25 protein-coding genes and 3 tRNA genes are annotated in these 20,488 nt (G+C 70.9%); 6 read left to right on the top strand and 22 right to left on the bottom strand.

Annotated elements, in window-relative coordinates; all coding sequences use genetic code 11:
• Positions 1–4: 4 nt before the first annotated feature.
• The 5 genes from DJ010_RS15930 to rplJ all read right to left on the bottom strand — a co-directional run bounded on the left by DJ010_RS15930 (position 5) and on the right by rplJ (position 4,005).
• Positions 5–832 carry an MlaE family ABC transporter permease gene (locus DJ010_RS15930; RefSeq protein WP_109695508.1) on the bottom strand — a complete coding sequence of 276 codons (828 nt, stop codon included), beginning with the start codon at positions 830–832 and terminating at the stop codon, positions 5–7.
• Between the two features lie 4 nt (positions 833–836).
• On the bottom strand, positions 837–1,619 hold the full coding sequence (locus DJ010_RS15925; RefSeq protein ID WP_109695506.1) for an MlaE family ABC transporter permease: 783 nt from the start codon (positions 1,617–1,619) through the stop codon (positions 837–839).
• 9 nt (positions 1,620–1,628) lie between these two features.
• Entirely contained in the window at positions 1,629–2,597 is a 969-nt protein-coding gene (locus DJ010_RS15920) for an ABC transporter ATP-binding protein (RefSeq protein ID WP_109695503.1), read from the bottom strand.
• Positions 2,598–2,808: 211 nt separating this feature from the next.
• On the bottom strand, positions 2,809–3,207 hold the full coding sequence (gene rplL, locus DJ010_RS15915) for a 50S ribosomal protein L7/L12 (protein ID WP_109695501.1): 399 nt from the start codon (positions 3,205–3,207) through the stop codon (positions 2,809–2,811).
• Between the two features lie 90 nt (positions 3,208–3,297).
• Entirely contained in the window at positions 3,298–4,005 is a 708-nt protein-coding gene (gene rplJ, locus DJ010_RS15910; RefSeq protein ID WP_109695499.1) for a 50S ribosomal protein L10, read from the bottom strand.
• 404 nt (positions 4,006–4,409) lie between these two features.
• Between rplJ and DJ010_RS15905 the strand changes: the two genes are divergently transcribed.
• Complete coding sequence (locus tag DJ010_RS15905) at positions 4,410–5,693, top strand: aspartate aminotransferase type Ic (protein ID WP_109695497.1); 1,284 nt, start codon at positions 4,410–4,412, stop codon at positions 5,691–5,693.
• A gap of 80 nt (positions 5,694–5,773) precedes the next feature.
• Here DJ010_RS15905 and rplA read toward each other — a convergent pair whose 3' ends face one another.
• The 5 genes from rplA to DJ010_RS15880 all read right to left on the bottom strand — a co-directional run bounded on the left by rplA (position 5,774) and on the right by DJ010_RS15880 (position 8,553).
• Positions 5,774–6,493, bottom strand: coding sequence for a 50S ribosomal protein L1 (rplA, locus tag DJ010_RS15900; RefSeq protein ID WP_109695693.1), 720 nt, complete (start codon positions 6,491–6,493; stop codon positions 5,774–5,776).
• Positions 6,494–6,580: 87 nt separating this feature from the next.
• A complete protein-coding gene (gene rplK, locus DJ010_RS15895) occupies positions 6,581–7,012 on the bottom strand; it encodes a 50S ribosomal protein L11 (RefSeq protein WP_109695495.1) in 432 nt (143 codons plus the stop codon).
• Positions 7,013–7,247: 235 nt separating this feature from the next.
• A complete protein-coding gene (gene nusG / locus DJ010_RS15890; protein WP_439331696.1) occupies positions 7,248–8,117 on the bottom strand; it encodes a transcription termination/antitermination protein NusG in 870 nt (289 codons plus the stop codon).
• A gap of 58 nt (positions 8,118–8,175) precedes the next feature.
• Positions 8,176–8,445 carry a preprotein translocase subunit SecE gene (gene secE, locus DJ010_RS15885; RefSeq protein ID WP_109695491.1) on the bottom strand — a complete coding sequence of 90 codons (270 nt, stop codon included), beginning with the start codon at positions 8,443–8,445 and terminating at the stop codon, positions 8,176–8,178.
• A gap of 35 nt (positions 8,446–8,480) precedes the next feature.
• Positions 8,481–8,553 (bottom strand) — tRNA-Trp (locus tag DJ010_RS15880).
• A 149-nt stretch (positions 8,554–8,702) separates the two neighbouring features.
• Between DJ010_RS15880 and DJ010_RS15875 the strand changes: the two genes are divergently transcribed.
• Complete coding sequence (locus tag DJ010_RS15875; RefSeq protein ID WP_109695489.1) at positions 8,703–9,731, top strand: adenosine deaminase; 1,029 nt, start codon at positions 8,703–8,705, stop codon at positions 9,729–9,731.
• A 263-nt stretch (positions 9,732–9,994) separates the two neighbouring features.
• Here DJ010_RS15875 and DJ010_RS15870 read toward each other — a convergent pair whose 3' ends face one another.
• Complete coding sequence (locus DJ010_RS15870) at positions 9,995–10,375, bottom strand: DUF4873 domain-containing protein (RefSeq protein ID WP_146207370.1); 381 nt, start codon at positions 10,373–10,375, stop codon at positions 9,995–9,997.
• On the bottom strand, positions 10,372–11,289 hold the full coding sequence (locus DJ010_RS15865) for an AurF N-oxygenase family protein (RefSeq protein ID WP_109695485.1): 918 nt from the start codon (positions 11,287–11,289) through the stop codon (positions 10,372–10,374). Before DJ010_RS15865 ends, DJ010_RS15870 begins: the two co-directional genes overlap by 4 nt.
• Before the next feature lie 87 nt (positions 11,290–11,376).
• Here DJ010_RS15865 and DJ010_RS15860 point away from each other — a divergent pair, with 87 nt between their 5' ends.
• Positions 11,377–12,015 (top strand): TetR/AcrR family transcriptional regulator, encoded by a 639-nt coding sequence (locus DJ010_RS15860; RefSeq protein ID WP_109695483.1) that lies wholly within the window; start codon positions 11,377–11,379, stop codon positions 12,013–12,015.
• Complete coding sequence (locus DJ010_RS15855; protein WP_109695482.1) at positions 12,012–12,422, top strand: hypothetical protein; 411 nt, start codon at positions 12,012–12,014, stop codon at positions 12,420–12,422. The genes DJ010_RS15860 and DJ010_RS15855 overlap by 4 nt, the downstream gene beginning before the upstream one ends.
• Positions 12,423–12,428: 6 nt before the next feature.
• Here DJ010_RS15855 and DJ010_RS15850 read toward each other — a convergent pair whose 3' ends face one another.
• From DJ010_RS15850 to DJ010_RS15840, 3 genes are read right to left on the bottom strand one after another with little or no spacing between them, the layout of a single operon-like run.
• Positions 12,429–13,502 carry a UDP-N-acetylmuramate dehydrogenase gene (locus DJ010_RS15850; protein ID WP_109695480.1) on the bottom strand — a complete coding sequence of 358 codons (1,074 nt, stop codon included), beginning with the start codon at positions 13,500–13,502 and terminating at the stop codon, positions 12,429–12,431.
• Positions 13,495–13,896: a MaoC/PaaZ C-terminal domain-containing protein gene (locus tag DJ010_RS15845; RefSeq protein ID WP_170124657.1), complete on the bottom strand. Its 402-nt coding sequence runs from the start codon at positions 13,894–13,896 to the stop codon at positions 13,495–13,497. Before DJ010_RS15845 ends, DJ010_RS15850 begins: the two co-directional genes overlap by 8 nt.
• Positions 13,896–14,285 (bottom strand): FAS1-like dehydratase domain-containing protein, encoded by a 390-nt coding sequence (locus DJ010_RS15840; RefSeq protein WP_109695477.1) that lies wholly within the window; start codon positions 14,283–14,285, stop codon positions 13,896–13,898. Before DJ010_RS15840 ends, DJ010_RS15845 begins: the two co-directional genes overlap by 1 nt.
• A 40-nt stretch (positions 14,286–14,325) precedes the next feature.
• On the opposite strand from DJ010_RS15840, the gene DJ010_RS15835 reads away from it, so the two are divergent.
• Positions 14,326–15,321 carry a hypothetical protein gene (locus DJ010_RS15835; RefSeq protein ID WP_109695475.1) on the top strand — a complete coding sequence of 332 codons (996 nt, stop codon included), beginning with the start codon at positions 14,326–14,328 and terminating at the stop codon, positions 15,319–15,321.
• A gap of 67 nt (positions 15,322–15,388) precedes the next feature.
• Here DJ010_RS15835 and rpmG read toward each other — a convergent pair whose 3' ends face one another.
• The 7 genes from rpmG to DJ010_RS15800 form a co-directional block, all read right to left on the bottom strand.
• Positions 15,389–15,559 (bottom strand): 50S ribosomal protein L33, encoded by a 171-nt coding sequence (rpmG, locus tag DJ010_RS15830; RefSeq protein ID WP_109695473.1) that lies wholly within the window; start codon positions 15,557–15,559, stop codon positions 15,389–15,391.
• Between the two features lie 60 nt (positions 15,560–15,619).
• Positions 15,620–15,693 (bottom strand) — tRNA-Met (locus tag DJ010_RS15825).
• Between the two features lie 18 nt (positions 15,694–15,711).
• A tRNA-Thr gene (locus tag DJ010_RS15820) sits at positions 15,712–15,784 on the bottom strand.
• 73 nt (positions 15,785–15,857) lie between these two features.
• Positions 15,858–17,258 (bottom strand): amidase, encoded by a 1,401-nt coding sequence (locus DJ010_RS15815; RefSeq protein ID WP_109695471.1) that lies wholly within the window; start codon positions 17,256–17,258, stop codon positions 15,858–15,860.
• 44 nt (positions 17,259–17,302) lie between these two features.
• The gene (locus DJ010_RS15810) at positions 17,303–17,866 is read right to left on the bottom strand and encodes a DNA-3-methyladenine glycosylase I (RefSeq protein WP_109695469.1); all 564 of its coding nucleotides are present in this window, start codon (positions 17,864–17,866) and stop codon (positions 17,303–17,305) included.
• Between the two features lie 215 nt (positions 17,867–18,081).
• Complete coding sequence (locus DJ010_RS15805; protein WP_211318827.1) at positions 18,082–19,077, bottom strand: pirin family protein; 996 nt, start codon at positions 19,075–19,077, stop codon at positions 18,082–18,084.
• 19 nt (positions 19,078–19,096) lie between these two features.
• The gene (locus DJ010_RS15800) at positions 19,097–19,666 is read right to left on the bottom strand and encodes a hypothetical protein (RefSeq protein ID WP_109695467.1); all 570 of its coding nucleotides are present in this window, start codon (positions 19,664–19,666) and stop codon (positions 19,097–19,099) included.
• Between the two features lie 171 nt (positions 19,667–19,837).
• Between DJ010_RS15800 and DJ010_RS15795 the strand changes: the two genes are divergently transcribed.
• Positions 19,838–20,440, top strand: coding sequence for an RDD family protein (locus DJ010_RS15795; RefSeq protein WP_211318826.1), 603 nt, complete (start codon positions 19,838–19,840; stop codon positions 20,438–20,440).
• Positions 20,441–20,488 lie beyond the last annotated feature (48 nt).

Below are 20,488 nucleotides of genomic sequence, written 5' to 3'. Positions count from 1 at the left end.
TGCCTCACCCGGCCAATCTGACGGTCGTCGTGGTGCCCCAGATCGCCATCGACAAGAAGAGGTCGATGACGTTGATGGCCACGATGCTGGTGCGGACAGCGCGTCCCACGGCGACGCCCACCCCTGCGGGGCCGCCGGACGCCGTGTAGCCGTGGTAGCAGTGGATCAGGATGACCACCACGGAGAAGACGAGCACCTTCCCGAACGACCACAAGACGTCGCCCGGTGGCAGGAACTGGTTGAAGTAGTGGTCGTAGGTCCCGGACGACTGGCCGTAGTAGGCGGTGACGACGAGCCGGCTGGCGACGTACGACGACAGCAGACCGACCACGTAGAGCGGCACGATCGCGATCAGGCCGGCAACGACCCGGGTGGCGACCAGGAAGCGCATCGAGGGAATCGCCATCACCTCGAGCGCGTCGACCTCCTCCGAGATCCGCATCGCACCGAGCTGGGCGGTGAACCCGCAGCCGACCGTGGCCGCGAGCGCGATGCCGGCGACCAGCGGTGCGATCTCGCGGGTGTTGAAGTAGGCGGACACGAACCCGGAGAACGCAGCCGTGCCGAGCTGGTTGAGCGCGGCGTACCCGGACAGCCCGACCTGGGCGCCGGTGAAGAACGTCATGCCGAGGATGACGCCGATGGTGCCGCCGATGACCGCGAGCGCGCCGGAGCCGAGGGTCACCTCGGCCAGCAGGCGCACGATCTCGCGCGGGTAGTGCGCGACGGTGCGCGGCACCGCGAGAATGACGCGGATGTAGAACGACAGCTCGTGCCCGAGGGTGTCGAGGCCCTTGAGCGGCCGCTCGTAGATCGCCTTCACGTTCGCCATGTCGTCAACCCGTCTTCGGTGGCACGACTTGGAGGTAGATCGTGCTCAGGATGAAGTTGACGACGAAGAGGAGCAGGAAGGTGATGACGACGGACTCGTTCACGGCGTCGCCGACACCCTTCGGCCCGCCGGCGGCGTTCATGCCCTTGTAGGCGGCGACGATGGCGGCGATGAGGCCGAACACCAGCGCCTTGATCATGCCGATCCACACGTCGGGGAGCTGGGCCAGCGCGGTGAAGCTCGCGAGGTAGGCGCCGGGGGTCCCGTCCTGGAGGATCACGTTGAAGACGTAGCCGCCGGCGACACCGACGACGCTGACCATGCCGTTGAGGAAGACCGCGACGAGCATGCAGGCGAGCACCCGGGGAGCGACCAGGCGCTGGATCGGGTCGATGCCGAGCACCATCATCGCGTCGAGCTCTTCGCGGATCTTCCGGGCGCCCAGGTCGGCGGCGATGGCCGAGCCGCCGGCGCCCGCAATCAGCAGCGCGGTCGCGATCGGGCCCGCCTGCTGGATCACCGCGAGGACGGAGGCGGTGCCCGTGAAGGACTGCGCACCGAACTGCTTGATCAGACCACCGACCTGGAGCGCGATGACGGCTCCGAACGGGATCGCGACCAACGCGGTCGGGATGATGGTGACCGACGCGATGAACCAGGCCTGCTGCAGGAACTCACGCAGCTGGAAGGGGCGTCGGAAGAGTCCGCGTCCGACATCGAGACCGAAGGCGAAAAGCTTGCCTGCGGTGCCGACCGGCGCGAGAACTCGAGCGGCCGTAGAGGACATCGATATCCGTCAGTGAGCCTGCTGGGAGGCGCCGCTGGCGTGCTCGGCCTCTTTGGTGAACGAACCCGGGGGCGGGGTGATGCCGTTGAGGCGGCACCACTCACCCGGCGGCCGCTGGCTGCGCCGCGGGATGCCGTTGGACGGCTCGAGCTGCAGCGGGATCGGCGGCAGCGGTGGGAGGTCGATGCCCTGCTCGGCGGCCAGCTGGTCGGCGTCCTTCTCCTCGGACATGCCGATCGGTCCGACGGTCTGCGCGTTGAGGAACTGGCGCACCACCGGCTCGTCCGAGGACAGCAGCATCTCGCGCGGGCCGTACATGGCCAGGTGCTTGTGGTAGAGCAGGCCGATCTGGTCGGGCACGATCCGCACCGAGTGCACGTCGTGGGTCACGATCAGGAACGTCGCGTCGATCTGCGCGTTCAGGTCGACGAACAGCTGGTTGATGAACGACGTGCGGACCGGGTCGAGGCCGGAGTCCGGCTCGTCGATCAGCAGGATCTCCGGGTCGAGGACCAGCGCCCGGGCGAGCCCGGCCCGCTTGCGCATACCGCCCGAGATCTCACCGGGGAGCTTGAACTCCGCTCCGAGGAGACCGACGAGGTCCATCTTCTCCATGACGATGTCACGGATCTCGGACTCGCTCTTGCGGGTGTGCTCGCGCAGCGGGAAGGCGACGTTGTCGTAGAGGTTCATCGAGCCGAACATCGCGCCGTCCTGGAACAGCACGCCGAACAGCTTCCGGACCTCGTAGAGCTCCTTCTCGGAGCAGGAGGCGATGTCGGTGCCCTCGATGAGGATCGAGCCCTCGTCCGGCTTGATCAGGCCGATCAGCGCCTTGAGGAACACGGACTTGCCCGTACCGGACGGGCCCAGCATCACCGAGATCTCGCCGGCGGGGAGCGTGAGGGAGACGTCTGCCCAGATGAGCTGCTTGCCAAATCGTTTCGTCAGGTTGCTGACTGCCACGTCGACGCCCATGCTGACCTCTTCCTCGCTCCCAGGGACTGCGTTGGAACAACGCAGCCGCGGAGCGCACGTTACGCGGAAACCGTGTCGCGCGTCACCTCGGCCCCCAATCCGAGACAGCTGTCCCACTAACGTGCGGCCCAGGCCCCGTGACGTGCCCAAATGTGACAAGAGGCGGGACCCCCGGTGGGGGGACCCGCCTCTCGTCGGAGACGTCAGACCGTCACTTGAGGGTGACGGTGGCGCCGGCGGCCTCGAGGGCCTCCTTGGCCTTCTCCGCAGCGTCCTTCGCGACCTTCTCCAGGACCGGCTTCGGGGCGCCCTCGACGAGGTCCTTGGCCTCCTTGAGACCGAGCGAGGTCAGGCCGCGCACCTCCTTGATGACGTTGATCTTCTTGTCACCGGCGGACTCGAGGATGACGTCGAACTCGTCCTGGCCGGCGTCGCCGCCAGCCTCGCCGCCCGCAGCGGCACCGCCGGCGGCGGGCGCGGCGGCAACGGCGACCGGAGCAGCGGCGGTGACGCCGAAGGTCTCCTCGAACTGCTTCACGAACTCGGAGAGCTCGATGAGGGTCATCTCCTTGAACGCGTCGAGGAGCTCGTCAGTGGTGAGCTTCGCCATGATGGCGTTTCCTTCCGTTGGTGGTCGGCCGCGGGTGCGGCCGGACCTGGCCGATAAATGGGTACTGCAGGTGGTGGTTGCCGGGGCCGGTCAGGCCTCGGCGGTGTCGCCCTCGTCGGAGGCAGCCTCGGCGGCGGGCTCCTCAGGAGCCGCCTCCTCGGCGGGGGCCTCGTCGGCGGGGGCCTCGGCGGTCTCGGCCGGAGCCTCGTCCGCGGGGGCCTCCTCGGCGGCGACGGGACTGTCCACATCGGACGGGGCCGCACCACCTGCGAGGATCGAGGGGTCCTCAGCGGCCTTGGCCTGCAGCGCACCCGCGAGGCGGGCGGCCTGGGCCAGCGGCGCGTTGAGGAGGTAGACGGCCTGGCTCAGCGAGGCGAGCATCGCGCCCGCCAGCTTGCCCAGCAGGACCTCGCGCGACTCGAGATCGGCCAGCTTGGCGATCTCGGCCGGCTCGAGCTGCTTGCCGTCCAGGACACCACCCTTGATGACAAGGGTGGGGTTGGCCTTGGCAAAGTCACGCAGACCCTTCGCGGCCTCGACGACGTCGCCCTTGATGAAGGCGATCGCGGTCGGGCCGGTGAGGAGCTCGTCGAAGCCCTCGATCCCCGCCTCCTTGGCGGCGATCTTGGTCAGCGTGTTCTTGACCACGGCGTAGCTGGCGTTCTCGCCGAGTGAGCGCCGCAGTTCCTGCAGCTGCTTCACGGTGAGACCGCGGTACTCGGTCAGCACAGCACCGGCGGCGTCACTGAACTGCTCAGTGATCTCCGCGACGGCGGCCTGCTTGTCTGCCCGCGCCATGGGTCTCCTTCCGGGTCTGACCACCGGGTGGAGGCTCCGAATGACGAACGCCCTGAGCGCAGGCGCTCAGGGCGTGGACACCGGCCGCGCTCCGCTCGAGACGGAGCCGCAACTGCTGGTCATGCTCTGATCCCCTGCGCAGGCCATCCGCTTCCGCGGAACCTTCGGTCTGGACTGAGGCAGCCCGGACGACCGGCGGTCTTAAGGTTTCAGCGAGCAGCGTACGACGCCGCGCAGCGCCGGTCCAAATCTCCGAGCGCGTGATCGTCCGAGGCACGAGGACGATCACCGATCAGCGAGGAGGTTGAGGAGGCTCCGGCTCGGACCGGCGCGCAGCGACGGGCCGGGCGAGCCGTCTCGAAACCGGGTGCGGGTTCGCCGCGGACCACTGGCACGATGGACCCGTGACCACCTCGACGCCCCTGTCCGACCTCTCGCCCGACCAGCTCGCCGAGCGTCTCACGACGCTCCGGGCCGACTACGCGGACCTGCAGGGGAAGGGGCTGAAGCTCGACCTGACCCGGGGCAAGCCGGGCTCGGACCAGCTCGACCTGTCCGAGGGGCTGCTCCGGCTGCCGACGACGCACCTCGACCGGTCCGGCACCGACGTCCGCAACTACGGCGGCCTCGAGGGACTGGCTGAGATGCGGGAGATCTTCGCCGACCTGCTGGGCGTCGACGTGGACCGGGTGATCGCCGGCGGCAACTCGAGCCTGTCGATGATGTACCAGGTCGTCACCTGGCTGCTCTCGCACGGCGGCCCCGACTCCCCCCGCCCGTGGTCGAAGGAGGAGACGGTCACGTTCGTCTGCCCGGTGCCCGGCTACGACCGCCACTTCACGATGCTGGCCGACCTCGGCATCGAGATGGTGACCGTGCCGATGCACGACGACGGCCCCGACGTGCCGTCGGTGCGCGCGCTGGTGGCCGACGACCCGTCGGTCAAGGGCATGTGGCTGGTGCCGACGTACGCCAACCCGACCGGGGCCGTGACGTCGGCCGAGGTCGCCGCCGAGCTGATGGCGATGCCCACCGCCGCCCCGGACTTCCGGATCCTGTGGGACAACGCCTACGCCGTCCACCACCTGACCGAGGTCGAGACCAAGAGCGCCGACGCGCTGGCCCTCGCGTCGGCCTCCGGCCACCCGAACCGCCCGGTCGTCTTCGCCTCGACCTCCAAGATCACCTTCGCCGGCGCCGGCGTCGCCGCGATGGCGTGCTCGCCGGAGAACAAGGAGTGGTTCCTCAAGCGGCTGTCCTTCGCCGCGATCGGCCCGGACAAGGTCAACCAGCTCCGCCACGTCGAGTTCTTCGGCGACGCCGACGGCGTCCGTGCCCACATGCGCAGGCACCGCGACCTGATCGCGCCGAAGTTCGCCGCGGTGCAGGACGCGCTCCGGAGCCGCCTCGACGGTCTCGGCGTCGCGACCTGGAGCGAGCCGGTCGGCGGCTACTTCGTCGACCTCAACGTCCTCGACGGCACCGCCGCCCGCGTGGTCCGGCTGGCCAAGGAGGCCGGCATCGCCCTCACCCCCGCCGGCTCGGCCTTCCCCCACGGCAACGACCCTGACGACCGCAACATCCGCCTCGCCCCGACCTTCCCCTCGCTCGCCGACGTCGAGGCCGCGATGGCCGGCGTCGCGGTCTGCGTGGAGCTGGCGGCCGTGGAGAAGCTCAGCGCCACCTGAGCGACCCGGCGCGAACTCGCACGAAAAACGCATCGACCCGGCGCGAGCTCGCGCCGGGTCGATCCGATTTCAGACCGGGATCAGGCGGTCGCCTCGTCCTCGACCGCGACGTTCTTGACGCGGTTGGGGTCGACCTGGACGCCGGGGCCCATGGTCGTGGAGACGGTGACCTTCTTCAGGTAGCGGCCCTTGGAGCTGGCCGGCTTCAGCCGCAGCACCTCCTCGAGGGCGGCCGCGTAGTTCTCCGCGAGCTGGGTCTCGGAGAAGGACGCCTTGCCGATGATGAAGTGCAGGTTGGCGTGGCGGTCGACGCGGAACTCGATCTTGCCGCCCTTGATGTCGGAGACGGCCTTGGCCGGGTCCGGGGTGACGGTGCCGGTCTTCGGGTTCGGCATGAGGCCACGGGGGCCGAGCACGCGGCCGAGGCGGCCGACCTTGCCCATCATGTCCGGGGTCGCGACGACGGCGTCGAAGTCGAGCCAGCCGCCGGCCACCTTCTCGATGAGCTCGTCGCCACCGACGACGTCGGCGCCGGCCTCACGGGCGGCCTCGGCCTTGTCGGCGTTCGCGAACACGAGCACGCGAGCGGTCTTGCCGGTGCCGTGGGGCAGGTTGACGGTGCCGCGCACCATCTGGTCCGCCTTGCGCGGGTCGACGCCGAGGCGCATCACCACGTCGACGGTCTCGTCGAACTTCTTCTTGCTGGCGGTCTTCGCGATCTTGATCGCGGCGAGCGGCGCGTAGAGCTCGTTCTTGTCGAACGTCTCCGCAGCCGCGCGGTAGGTCTTGCTGCGCTGCATGGTCATCTCTTTCGCTTGCGGGCGTCTCGACAGGCTCGACGTCCGGGAATGATGTGGTCAGCGGGCCAGCGCGGCCCTCCCACGGGATCAGTAGTCGGTCGTGACACCCATCGACCGGGCGGTGCCCTCCACGATCTTCATCGCGGCGTCGATGTCGTTGGCGTTGAGGTCGGGCAGCTTGGTCTGGGCGATCTCGCGCACCTGGTCCTTGGTCAGCTTGCCGACCTTCTCCTTGTGCGGGACGCCCGAGCCCTTCTGCAGGCCGGCGGCCTTCTTGATCAGCTCAGCGGCCGGCGGCGTCTTCGTGATGAAGTCGAACGTCCGGTCCTCGTAGATCGTGATCTCGACCGGGATGACGTTGCCGCGCATGGACTCGGTCTGCGCGTTGTACGCCTTGCAGAAGTCCATGATGTTGACGCCGTGCGGACCGAGGGCGGTACCGACCGGCGGCGCGGGGGTCGCGGCACCAGCCTGCAGCTGCACCTTGACCAGCGCGGCGATCTTCTTCTTGGGAGGCATTCCTCTATCTCTTTCTTCTCGTGGTCATGACGAGGAGTACGACGTACGCCTCTGCCACCTGTTGCTCGAGCAACCTGCCTATTGTCCGGCTGGTCGCCCCGACTGTGAAATTGCGGCGGTCTCCCGGCTCACCGGGTCTCGATACGCCCGGTCGCGGCCTCGTCCCTCGGCCGCGTGGGCTACTCGACCTCTTCGGCCGACGCGAGTGCCCTCGTTCCTCGGGCACTCGCTGGCCTCAGACCTTCTGGACCTGCGAAAAGCTCAGCTCGACCGGGGTCTCGCGGCCGAAGATCTCGACCAGCGCCTTGAGCCGCTGGGCCTCGGCGTTGATCTCGGTGATCGTCGCGTGGAGCGTCGCGAACGGGCCGTCGACGACCATCACCGAGTCGCCCACACCGAAGTCGGCGACCTCGATCGGCTTCTTCGCGGCCGGGGCGCCCGGCGTGCCGGCGGCGGCACCGGTCTCGGCCTCCGCCGCGGCAGGCACGACGACGGACGGCGCGAGCATCTTCTCGACCTCGTCCATGCTCAGCGGCACCGGCTGGTGGCTGTGACCGACGAAGCCGGTGACCGACGGGGTGTGCCGCACGGCGGCCCACGACTCGTCGGTGAGGTCCATCCGGACCAGGACGTAGCCCGGCAGGACGGTGCGGCGCACCATCTTGCGCTGGCCGTTCTTGATCTCGGCGACCTCCTCGGTGGGGACCACGATCTCGTGGATGTAGTCCTCCATGTTGAGGGAGTGGATCCGGTTCTCCAGGTTGTGCTTCACCCGGTTCTCCATGCCGGAGTAGGTGTGCACGACGAACCAGTCGCCCGGCTTCATCATCAGCTCGCGGCGGAACGCCTCGAGCGGGTCGAGCTCCTCGTCGGCCCCGCCCTCCTCGTCGGTCCCGCCCTCGTCGTCGGCGGCAACCGTGTCGTCGGCCTCCACGGGGACCGCCTCGGTGTCGTCGAGGCCCATCTCCGCGTCGGTGGTCTCGTCGGTCACCTCGGTGTCGAGGTGGGCCTCCTCGAGGACGTCCGGTCCGTCGTCGGGCTGGCCGTAGGTGTCCTCGAGGGACTCCTCGGCCGGGGCGTTCGACTCCGGGTACTGCTCCGACACGTGCTGCTCCATCAGTTGCTGTGGCTGGGGTGTGGTGGTCCGACGCTGTGGGCGTCGGTCACACGTCGTCAGCGCCGGTGAAGATCGCGAAGACCGCCTTGCCGAGACCGAGGTCCAGCAGCGACACGATCGTGATCATCACCAGCACGAAGGCCATGACGACGAAGAAGTAGGTGGTCAGCTGCTCCCGGGTCGGGTAGACGACCTTGCGCAGCTCGGCGACGACCTGGCGGTAGAACGTCACCGGCCCGGTGCGGCGCTCGCCGGACTTGCCGGCGTCGGACGTACGGCCCTTGGGGGCCGCAGAGGAGTCCGACACGGTGCTCACCTCTTCAACTTGTGTCTGCTGTTCGTCTGGTCCTGCAGGGCACGAGGGACTTGAACCCCCAACCTTCGGTTTTGGAGACCGATGCTCTGCCAGTTGAGCTAGTGCCCTCCGACGGCCGGCCCCCGATCGATCCGAGCCTCGCTCCCCGACCGTGATCATCACCGTCCTGAGGGCGCGACTCACCATGGGGGAAAGCCACCAAGGATGGAGTCTACGCACGCAGGAGCAACCGGGCCAAAAGGGACCAGCCACCTACGATGGCGGGCGTGCGCGACCTCCACTCCCTCCCGAAGGCGCACCTCCACCTCCACTTCACCGGCTCGATGCGGCACCAGACGCTGCTGGAGCTCGCCGAACGGGACGGCATCCACCTCCCCGACGCCCTGGTCTCGGAGTGGCCGCCGCAGCTGACGGCCGCGGACGAGAAGGGCTGGTTTCGGTTCCAGAGGTTGTACGACGTCGCCCGGTCGGTGCTGCGCACCGAGGACGACGTACGACGGCTGGTCCGCGAGGCCGCCGAGGACGACGCCGCCGACGGCGGTCGCTGGCTGGAGATCCAGGTCGACCCGAGCGGGTACGCCGCCCGGTTCGGCGGGATCACCGCCTTCACCGACCTGGTCCTCGACGCGGTGCGCGACGCCGGGGAACGCACCGGCGTTGGGATCGCGGTCGTCATCGCCGCCAACCGCACCCGCCACCCCCTCGACGCCCGCACCCTGGCCCGTCTGGCGACCCAGTACGTCGACCGCGGCGTGGTCGGCTTCGGGCTCTCCAACGACGAGCGGCGGGGGTCGACCCAGGACTTCGGCCCGGCGTTCGAGATCGCTGCGCGGGCCGGCCTGCTGCTCGCGCCGCACGGTGGTGAGCTGCGGGGTCCCGAGCACATCCGCACCTGCCTGGACGCCCTCCACGCCCAGCGGCTCGGCCACGGCGTCCGCGCCGCGGAGGACCCCGACCTGCTGGCCCGGATCGTCGACGCCGGCGTCGCCCTCGAGGTGTGCCCGGTCTCCAACGTCGCCCTCGGGGTCTACTCCGACCTCACCTCGGTGCCGCTCCCGACCCTGTTGGCCGCCGGCGCCACGGTCGCGCTCGGGGCCGACGACCCGCTGCTGTTCGGGTCGCGGCTGGCCGGCCAGTACGCCACGATGCGCGCCGCGCACGACCTGTCCGACGAGACCCTCGCCGAGCTGGCCCGGATGTCGTTCCGCGCCAGCCGGGCGCCCGACGACGTCCGCAAGCGCGCCGAGGCCGACATCGACGCCTGGCTCGCCGCTGCGCGGGCTTGATCGGTCGGTCCTCGAACACGACCACGACTCACCACATGGGCCAGTCACCCGGCAGCTGGGTCCGGGGCGGCCCGCCGCGGCCGGAGCGGGAGGGCACGCCACCTACGGGCCGCCCCTGCACGAATGCGAAGCCGCGCAGCGAAAGGGGTCTCGATACGCCCTCGCGCAGAGCGCTCGGCCTACTCGACCAACGAGAAGACGACGGGTCTCGACAAGCTCGACCAACGATGGGGCTCGGCTACTCGACCACCGATGGGGCTCGGCTACTCGACCACCGAAGCCGGCAGCTCGACCTCGACCGCCTCGAGCGGGTACGGCGGGGCGCCGGTGCCGTTGACCTGCACGTGGCCCCAGGGGTCGAGCTCGGCCAGCCGGACGGAAGCCGGGTCCCGGTCGCCGATGACCAGCTGGCCGGTCGTCGCACCGGAGTCCTTGGCCGCGACCAGCTCCTCCGAACGCTCGATCCGGCCGTACCAGTGGAACAGCCCGTCGAGGGGCTCGAGGTGGCCGTCGAGGTGGACGACCACGTCGAGGACCCGTTCGTCGAGGTGCAGCACCGCGCCGCCGTCGTACCCGGTCTCCTCCCCGGGCGGCAGCCACGCCATCCCACGGGGGTGGCGCGACCGGTGCGTCCGACGGCTCACGGGAGGAACCCCGCGCGCTGCCACATCCGGCGCGCGACCCGGCCCATCAGCCCGTTCTCCTCGAGAAAGGCGGCGAGCGGCGCGAAGCCGACGACGGCCATCTCGCGGTGGTGGGGGTTGGCGCGGGCCTCGCGCAGCGCCCGGTCGGCGTCGAGCCCGGCGCGGTGGTAGATGCCCTTGTGCACGAGGGCACGCTGCATCACGGGCCCACCGATGCCCTGGAGGTTGGCGACGAGGAACCGCTCGAAGCGCGAGGCGTCCTGCATCCGATGGACGACGCCCTCGCGGGCGAACCGAATGTGGCGGGCCTCCTCGGTGACATGGATCCGCATCAGCTGTGCCACGACCGGCTGCAGCTCGGGGTCGCCCATGATCCGGCGCTGCTGGGCGTCGAAGATCTCCTCGCCGATCAGCGCACCGACCCAGAGCAGCGACCCACGCAGGAAGTGCGGGAGCGCCGAGGCCATCACCCGGTCGGCGAATCGCATCCGGAACGGCCGGGCGCCGACCCGGTCGATGACCTTGCCGAACATCGTCATGTGGCGGCACTCGTCGCCCATCTCGGTGAGGACGTAGTGGGCGAACGGGGACGCCGGGTCCTCCCGCAGCAGCTGGAGCAGCAGCCCGCGGTTGAGGATGTTCTCGAACCAGAGGCCGACCGAGAGCACGTTGGCCAGCTCCTGGCGCGAGAGCTCGATCCGCTGCTCCTCGGTGAGCTCCTCCCAGTAGGCGGTGCCGTAGAGGGAGATGACCTCCTTGGGCAGGAAGTACTTCCCCTCGACGAGGGGCGCGTCCCAGTCGATCGCGACAGCCGGCTCGTAGGAGCGGCGGACCGACCCGTTGATCAGGCGGCCGGCCACCTGCGTCATCGGCGGACGGGACGTCCGGTGGGTGCGCTCGGGGGCGGTGGTCATCCGGTTTCCTCTCGGCGGCACTGCGGGAGTTGTTTACGTACTGTTTCAGTTCGTCAACGACCCGTCAAGAGGTCGTACGATGCCGCCATGTCGAGCGTCGCTCCCCTCCGCCCGGGGCCCGCGAACCCGGACGCCGCCGCGCAGATCCGGGAGCGGATCCTCGACGCGGCGACCGAGTGCCTGCTCGCGCAGGGTCTCGACGCCCGGCTGCACGCAGCGATCGCGGAGCGCGCCGGCATCTCCCGTCCGACGGTCTACAAGTACGTCGGCGACCAGGCTGCGATCGTCGCCGCGATACTGGACCGCGAGCTCGACCGCTTCTTCGGCCTCGCCGTCCCCATCCTGCGCACGAGCGACGACCTCGAGGCGCACCTGGTGAACGCGATCGTCTTCGTCGTCGAGTACGCCCGGGACCATGCGCTGCTGCAGAAGGCGCTGGTCGACCACCCCGAGGTCATCCTGCCCGCCCTCACCACCATGTCGGGCGCGCTGGTCGACCGGGTGGTCGCGCTCTTCGAGGAGCAGCTCGACCGGGCGCTGCGCCAGCAGGGCGGCCGCGGCTCGGACACGCTCTCGCCCCGCGCCGCGGCGGAATGGGCCTTCCGCATCGTCGTCTCGCTCATCACCACCCCGACCCGGGCGCTCGAGGAGGAGGGCACGCAGGTGTACGTCGAGAGCCTCGTCCGGCTGATGGGGATCGCCGGCGCCGAGGGGTCGGCCTCGTGACCGAGCAGGAGCCGGAGGCCCCGGCGTGGGGCTCGGCGGCCCCGCCTCCGCCACCGCCGCCGGCCGCGCTCCCACCGATGTACCAGCAGGTGACCGGCGACCAGACCCACCAGGGCGCGCTGTGGTCGATGATCCTCGGAATCGTGGGCCTGGTGGCCGCGGTGCTGTCGTTGCCGACCTCGGGGATCACCGCTCCCGGGATCGTGTGCTCGCCGATCGCCTTCGGCCTGGGCCTCTGGGCCAGCCGGGCGACCGCGGCCCGGCCCGACCTCTACAAGAACCGCGGGATGGCGCTGGCCGGCTGGATCATGGGCCTGATCGGCATGCTGCTCGTGGTGATCAGCCTGGTCGTGATCGCACTCTTCATCGGCCTGCTCATCTGGCTCTTCTCCAGCGTCGAGGCGTGAGAGGCGCTAGAGCTCGCAGCCGACCAGCACCGGCTCGTTCACCAGCGTGATGCCGTACGACGCCGCGACCCCGTCGCGGACCTCGCGCGCCAGCGCGAGCAGATCCTCCGTGGCGGCCCCGCCCCGGTTGGTCACCGCGAGGGTGTGCTTGCTCGACAGCGCGACCCGTCCCGCGCCCCGGTCCAGCCCGTAGCCCTTGCCGAAGCCGGCGTGCTCGATGAGCCAGGCGGCACTGGTCTTCACCAGGCCGTCCTCGCCCGCCACCGGCCAGGTCGGCGCGCCGTCCGGCACGTCGGTCGCCGGCACGATCGGGTTGGTGAAGAACGAGCCCGCGCTCCAGGTGTCGTGGTCGGCGGGGTCGAGCACCATGCCCTTGCCGCTCCGCAGGCCGAGCACCGCGGCCCGGACGTCCGCGAGCGGCGCGCGTCCGCCCGGCTCGATCCCGAGGGTGCGCGCGAGCTCGGCGTACGCCACCGGGGCACCGAGGTCGCCCTGGCGGAGCTGGAAGGTCACCGAGAGCACGAGGTGGCGGCCGCCGTAGGCGTCGTAGCGGTCGACCTTGAAGCGCGAGGTGCGGTAGCCGAACCCGCAGTCGGCGGCGGCGAACGTGCGCACGCCGCGCAGCTTGCGGTCCCAGACCCGCACCGAGGCGAGGGTCTGGGAGACCTCCTGGCCGTAGGCGCCGACGTTCTGGATCGGGGTGGCGCCGACCGAGCCGGGGATGCCGGAGAGCGCCTCGACGCCGACCCAGCCGCTGGCGACGGCCCGGGCGACGAGGTCGTCCCAGCCCTCCCCCGCCGCGACGGTCACGACCGCGCCGCCGCAGGTCGGGTCGTCGGTCGCGTCGACGTCGGCCGTCACCCCGGTGGTCGCGACCTCCACGACGGTGCCGGCGAAGCCCTCGTCGGCGACGACGAGGTTGCTGCCTCCGCCGAGGACGAGCACCGGCTCCCCGGCGGCGTCGGCCTCGGAGACCGCCGCGACCAGCTCCTCGTCGGTCGTCGCGCGGACCCACGTCCGTGCGGGCCCGCCGAGCCGGAGCGTGGTGTGGTCGGCCAGCCGCCCGGTCGTCTCAGCCAACCCGAACGACCGCCTTCGGGGCGCCGAGCACCTTCTCGCCACCGCAGGTGACCTCGAGCGCGATCGTCGCGCAGCCGTCGGCGACGGACTTCACGACACCGGCGACGACGACGGTGGCGCCGCCCTCGGCCGCTACGACGACCGGCGCGGTGAACTTGCAGCCGAGCTCGACGACCTCGGCGTCGTCGGTCCAGGTCGCGACCGCCCGGGCCGCCAGCGCCATCGTGTACATGCCGTGCGCGATCACGCCGGGCAGGCCGACCATCCGGGCGACGTCCTCGTCCTGGTGGATCGGGTTGTGGTCGCCGGACGCCTGCGCGTAGGCGACCAGGTCCTCACGACGGACGACGTACTCCTGGGTGGGGAGCGGGGCCCCGGCCTCCAGCGTGGCCATCACGCGCCCCGGTGGATGATCGTGGCACCGGCCGTGCAGACCAGCGCGCCGTCGGCGTCGGTGATGGCGCTGGAGGTGCGGACGATGTCGGTGCCCTCGATCTGCCGGACGCCGGTGACGGCGAGGGTCGCGGTGAGCTCGTCGCCGACCACGACCGGTCGCTCGTAGGCGAACTTCTGCTCGCCGTGGACGATCCGCGCCAGGTCGACCCGCTCGGCCTCGAGGAAGTCGAGCAGCGCCCGGAAGGTCACGACGACCGGGAACGTGGCGGGCACTCGCTCGGTGCCGGCACCGGTCGCCGCAGCGAAGGTCGCGACCTCCTCGTCGGTCACCACGAACGGCCGGGTGGGCGGGAACTCCCGCCCGACGAGGTCAGCGTCGATCGGCATGCGACCCACCCTATTGGGGCGCTACTGCACACTGACGAGCATGGCGGCGAGGGCGGCGGCCGCGGCGCTCGCCGCGGTGCTGGTGACAGGACTCGCGGCGTGCGCGGGCCAGGCCGAGAGCAAGGAGCCCGGGTCGGGGCCCCGGTTCGAGGGCTGCGGCCCGATCCGGTACGACGACGTCCGGGGCCGGGCGCCGTCGTACGTCGACGGCCCGCTGGCCGCCCTCCCGAACGACGAGGGGATGTGCCGCGGCCTCTGGCTGCCCCGGACCGGGACGCCGTTCGTGCCGCAGGGACTCGTCGTGCGTGGCGACGACGCCTGGGTGAGCGGCTACGACGAGGGCGACGGACCGGTGGGCAACGACACCTGCCGCATCATCCGGCTCGACCTGCGCACCGGCAGGGAGGTCGCCCAGCACGCACCGGTCCAGGCCGATCGCGCACCCCGCGGGGCGGCGAACTGCCGCCACGCCGGCGGGCTGACCCTCGACCGGCACGGGCTGTGGGTCTCCCAGTTCACCAAGGTGTGGCTGCTCGACCCGGAGACGCTCGAGGTGGATCGGGTCTGGCACCTGCTCGACCGGGTGCGGGGCTCCTACCTCGTCCACGACGACGAGGGCCGGCTCGGGGTCGGCGGCTTCCACGGCGACCGCCGCTGGCCGCTCCACTGGTTCTCGGCCGCGACGCTCTTCGAGCCCGGGCGGCTGGACCTCGGTCCCGACGACGCGGTCGACGTCCAGCTCGGCCCGCCCGCCACCCAGGGCGCCCTGTACGCCGACCTCGGCCCTGGACCCGCGCGGGTGTGGTTCGCGCGGTCCAACACCTACTGCGGCGAGCTGTGGGCGGGCCCGCGCCGCCGCTACGCGTTCCTCCCCGGCGCCGAGGGGGTGGCCTACGCCGACGGCGCGGTCTGGGTCGTGAGCGAGACCACCGCGGCGCCGTACTTCCGGCAGGGCGGGCGGCCCGTCGTACCGGCGCTCGCGCAGTACGACGTCAGCGAGCTCGCCCGCTGGGAACGGTCGACCTGCGGCGCCTGAAAATGAGGACGACCCGGCCTCCCACGGGGGGAGCCGGGTCGGTCGGACCGGAGCGGTCAGCGAGCCGTCAGCGGGTCTCGCGGTGCTCGGTGTGCTTGCGGCAGCGCGGGCAGAACTTCGACAGCTCCATGCGGTCGGGGTCGTTGCGCCGGTTCTTCTTCGTGATGTAGTTGCGCTCCTTGCAGACCACGCATGCGAGCGTGATCTTGGGGCGAACGTCGGAGCTCTTGCTGGCCACGGGAAGTCCTTCTTCATCTGCCGGGCTGCTAGCCCGTCTGTTGGTGCCGGTCGTCTGGCGTAGCGGGGGCGGGACTCGAACCCGCGACACCACGATTATGAGCCGTGTGCTCTAACCACCTGAGCTACCCCGCCAGGGGATTCTGATCCCAGAGCCCCTTTACGGAATCGAACCGTAGACCTTCTCCTTACCATGGAGACGCTCTGCCGACTGAGCTAAAGGGGCAACGCCGCAGAACGATACAGCCCGGTGGGTTGGAACATGAAATCGCCCGACCCCCCTCGTCCGGGGCGGTGGTTCAGTCGTTGATCCGGGCCCACGGCCGGGCCTGCTCGAGCTCGTAGGCGAGCTCCAGCAGCACGGCTTCCTGGCCGGATCCGGAGCCGAACATCATGCCCTGCGGGAGGCCGCCCGAGGTGGTCGCGAGGGGCAGCGAGATGGCAGGGGTGCCGGTCGCGTTCTGCAGCGGCGTGAACGCCACCCAGTCGAGCAACCGGTCCATGATCGTCTCGTAGTCCTGGGTCGGGTCGAGGTGCCCGATCCTCGGGGTGGGGGTCGCGAGCGTGGGCGTCAGGCTGACGTCGTACTTCTCGAAGAAGAGCTCGGCGTCCCGGGCGCTGCGGCGCAGGCGGTTCGTCGCGCCGGGCAGCCGGTGGAGGTTGCGGCGGGCGTGCCGGGCCAGACCCAGCGTCAGCTGGTCGTGGTTCGCGCGCACCCACGACCGGCCGTGCGCGCGGCGGCCGCTGCCGAGCAGGAAGAGCGCGAGGAACGCCCAGTAGAGGAGGAAGTCCTCGCTGAAGGACTCCGGTGCCGGCGGGTCGACCTCGACCACGGTGTGGCCGAGCTCCTCGAGCAGGCGTGCGACGTCCTCGGTGAGCGCGGTGACCTCGGCGTCGGCTCCTCGCTGCAGTCCGCTGGTGTTGAGAGCGATCCGCAGTCGCTTGCGGCCGGGACGGGTGAGGTCGCCGATCGGCGGCATGTGCAGCGGTCGGTAGACCCGCTCGGCCTCCCGGAAGAAGGCGGCGGTGTCCCGCACGCTGCGGGTCACGACGCCGTCGGCGACGATCCGCACCGGCATCTGCCTCATGTGGGCGTCTTGGGCGAGCCGTCCGCGGGTGGGCTTGAGCCCGACCAGGCCGTTGACGGACGCCGGGATCCGGATCGAGCCGCCGCCGTCGTTGGCATGCGCCAGGGGTACGGCGCCCGCGGCCACCAGCGCCGCCGAGCCCGCGCTGGACGCGCCCGCGGTGTGGTCGGTGTGCCAGGGATTGCGCACCGGTCCCAGTCGCGGGTGCTCGCAGCTCGCGCTGAAGCCGTACTCCGACAGCCGGGTCTTGCCGAGCGGCAGCAGCCCGGTGGCGAGGTACATCCGGGAGAAGTCGCCGTCCTTCTTGGCGGGGCGGGGCTCCCACGCGTCCGTGCCGTCCATCGTCGGCATGCCGGCGACGAACACGTTGTCCTTGATGAACGTCGGCACGCCGGCGAAGTAGCCGCCTCGTGGGTCGCGCGCCTCGCGGCGAGCGCGGTCGAAGTCGCGGTAGGCGACCGCGCCGAGCGCGTCGGCCACCTGTTCGGTCCGCGCGATCGCGGCCTCCACGACCTCGGGGACCGAGACCTTCCCGGCCTGGAGGTGCTCGACCAGGCCGACCGCGTCGAGGTCGGCGAGGGCGTCGTCGGAGAAGGCGTGCACACGCGTCATGGACAGGCACGGTAGCGCCGAGCACCCTGCACGCGCCTCCGACCTCAGTCGGACATCTGCCTCCGGTGGCAACCGGGCACGTGCGGGTCGAACAGTCCGAGCGCCTGCATCAGCGCGAACGCCGTCGTCGGGCCGACGAACGCGAACCCGCGCCGCTTCAGCTCTTTCGCGAGCGCCACCGACTCCGGTGAGGTCGTCGCCTCCACCGGAGGCGGCTCGGCCGGCGCGAACCCGAGGATCAGCTGCTCGAGCCCGCCGCTGTCGCGCTCGGCGATCGTCACCCGCGCGTTCTGGATGGTCGCCAGGATCTTGCTGCGGTTGCGCACGATCCGGGGCTCGGCCATCAGCCGCTCGACATCGGCGTCGTCGTACGTCGCGACGACGTCGGCGTCGAACCCGGCGAACACCTCGCGGAACGCCTCCCGCTTGGCGAGGATCGTCGCCCACGACAGCCCGGACTGGAACGCCTCCAGCGTCATCCGCTCGAAGTACGCCGACTCCCCCTCGACCCGGCAGCCCCACTCCTCGTCGTGGTAGTCGCGCATCGGCCCCGGGCCACCCGCCCACGCGCAGCGCCCCACCCCGTCCTCACCGATCACCGCCTGCATGCCGCCCCATCCTGCCCGCCCCCGCGGACACCCCCCTCGTCGAATCGTCAGTCGTGGTCAGTTGATTCGTCAGTTGTGGTCAGTCGAATCGTCAGTCGTGGACGAATCGGCCCGCCACGAGGGACCAATCAACCGACCACGAGGGACGAATCAACCCGCCAGGAGGAAGGAATCAACCGACCACGAGGGACGAATCAACCCGCCAGGAGGGGGAGTCACCGGCGCTGCTTGAGGCGGGCGTTGGGGAGGTCGGGGGCGGGAATGGGGCGGAGGTGGTCGCCGGTGACGACGCCGAAGCGGCCGTCGGCGACGTCGGAGGAGTCGGGGACGAGGGCGCCGTCGCGGGTGATCTGGGCCTGCCACTCCTCGCGGTAGCCGACGACCTCCTCGTGGGTGCGGCCGACGAAGTTCCACCACATGACGATCGACTCGCCGAAGGGCGGGCCACCGAGCACGAGCACCCGGGCGCCCCCGTCGCCGGCGCTGACGACCAGCGTGCCGTCGCCGGGCGGGACGTAGGCGAGCTCCGACGGCTTGGCGGTGGCGCCGTCGACGTGCACCGAGCCGAGGTCGACGAGGATGCCGTGCTCGAAGGAGGGGTCCACCTCGAGCGGCACCACGACGTCGGGCTCGATGACCAGCTCGGCACCGAGCAGCGGTGAGTACGTCGACACCGGGGAGGTGTCGCCGAGCAGGGTCCCGAGGAACACCCGCCCGCGCCAGCCGTCCCCGGAGACCTCGGGCGGCGCGTAGTGCTCGAACCCGGGGTCGGTGCCCCGCGCCTCGTCGGGGAGCGCCACCCACAGCTGGGCGCCGTGGAGCGTGGTCGTCGCGGCGGTCGAGACCTCCGAGTGGCTGATCCCGCGGCCCGCGGTCATCAGGTTCACCTCGCCGGGCAGCACCATCGCGTGGTGGCCGGCGCTGTCCCGGTGCTCGATCTCGCCCTCGAACAGCCAGCTCACGGTCTGCAGCCCGGTGTGCGGGTGCGGGGCGACCGTCATCCCGCCGGTCTCCGCGACGGAGTCCGGGCCGTAGTGGTCGAGGAAGCACCACGCGCCGATCAGGCTGCGCTCACGCTGCGGCAGCGTGCGGCGCACGGGCATCGCCCGCAGGCCGCCGAGCGGCACCTCCCGCGGCGTCATGATCTCGACGCCCGCGGCCTCGGCCCCGGTGCAGACCAGCTCGTCGGGCCGGGCCTCCTCGTTGCTCACGCGGCCATCCTGCCCCGCCTCAGCAAGACCCGTCGACCGGCTCGGCGCGGGTCACCCGCCACAGGCCCTCGATGTTGCTCACGTCGACCTGCTGCGGCGCCCGGGTCGCCTCGCCGAGCACCGCCGGCGCACCGTCGGGCACGTCGAGCCCGGTGGCGTCGACGCACAGGTCGAGCCGCAGCTTCCGGCCGCGCGGCTGGACGTCGACGAACTCGACCACCACGAGGCCGTCGTACGACGCCGCGGCCGGTGCGGTCCGCAGCGCCCGCCGGTAGGGGTCGACCACGTCGGCGGTCGCGTTGAACGAGAGCAACCGCCCCGCCTTGCCGGTGCGCGCGGCCAGCCGCCGCCCGCGCTCGAAGTCGACGTAGGTCTGCAGCGCGCGCTGGTAGACACCCTCCAGCGTGGGCGGGTCGACCAGGTCCACGCCCTCCGCGGGGTGGTCGACGTCGGTCGCGTCGGCGGTCGGCGAGGTCAGCGGTGAGAGGTCGGTGGTGGTGCCTCCGGGTTCGTCGGAACCGTCGTCGGTGCAGGCGGTCACGACGAGGAGCGAGGCAGCGAGCAGGGCGGCGAGTCGAGGTGTCGGCACGATCCGTCCACGCTACAGGCGGGTGCAGGTCATCCTTCCGGACGAAACGCGCCGGACCCGCCGCGGGCGCGGTTCCGTTTCCTACCCGCCTGCGTAGGTCATCCTCTAGATTGACGCCACTTCGCCGCGACTCGGGCGTCCGCGTCAACCGCCTGAAACAAGGAGCTCCACATGACGATGCCCCCAGAACAGCCTCCGCCGCCGCCGGGTCCTCCGGGCGGCACCCCGCCCCCGCCGCCGGCCGGTGGCCCGAGCCCCTATCCCGGCGCCGCGCCCGCGGGCGTCCCGCGCCCGGCCGAGCTGATGCCGCGGTTCCTCGCGCGGCTCATCGACCACATCCTCGTCGGCGTCGTCTTCGTGCCGATCTACGTGGTTCTCAACATCATCATCTACTCCGGGTTCCGGAACTCGTTCGGCGAGCACTTCATCTTCTACACGCTCTCGGCGATCCTCCAGGCGGCCATCTTCGTCGCGTACTTCGCGCTGCTGGAGTCCAACCGCGGGCAGACCGTCGGCAAGATGGCGATGAAGCTGCGGACCTACGGTCCCGACGGCGTCAGCAACCCGACGATGGAGCAGGCGGTCAAGCGCAACATCTACGCCGGCCTCGGCGTCCTCAGCATCATCCCGATCATCGGGTGGTTCTTCCTCGGCTGGGCCGCACCGCTGGCCGCGATGGTCTTCATCGCGATCACCCTCAACAACGACCAGCCCAACCACCAGGGCTGGCACGACAAGTTCGCCGGCGGCACCAAGGTCATGCAGGTCGGCTGACCCCGCCCAGAACGTCCACGAGAGGGCGTCATCCCGAGAGGGGTGGCG

The sequence above is a fragment of the Nocardioides silvaticus genome (assembly GCF_003160695.1).
GTDB lineage: Bacteria > Actinomycetota > Actinomycetes > Propionibacteriales > Nocardioidaceae > Nocardioides > Nocardioides silvaticus.
The sequence above is the reverse complement of the archived record's forward strand: the minus strand, read 5'-3'. Positions and strand labels throughout refer to the sequence as shown.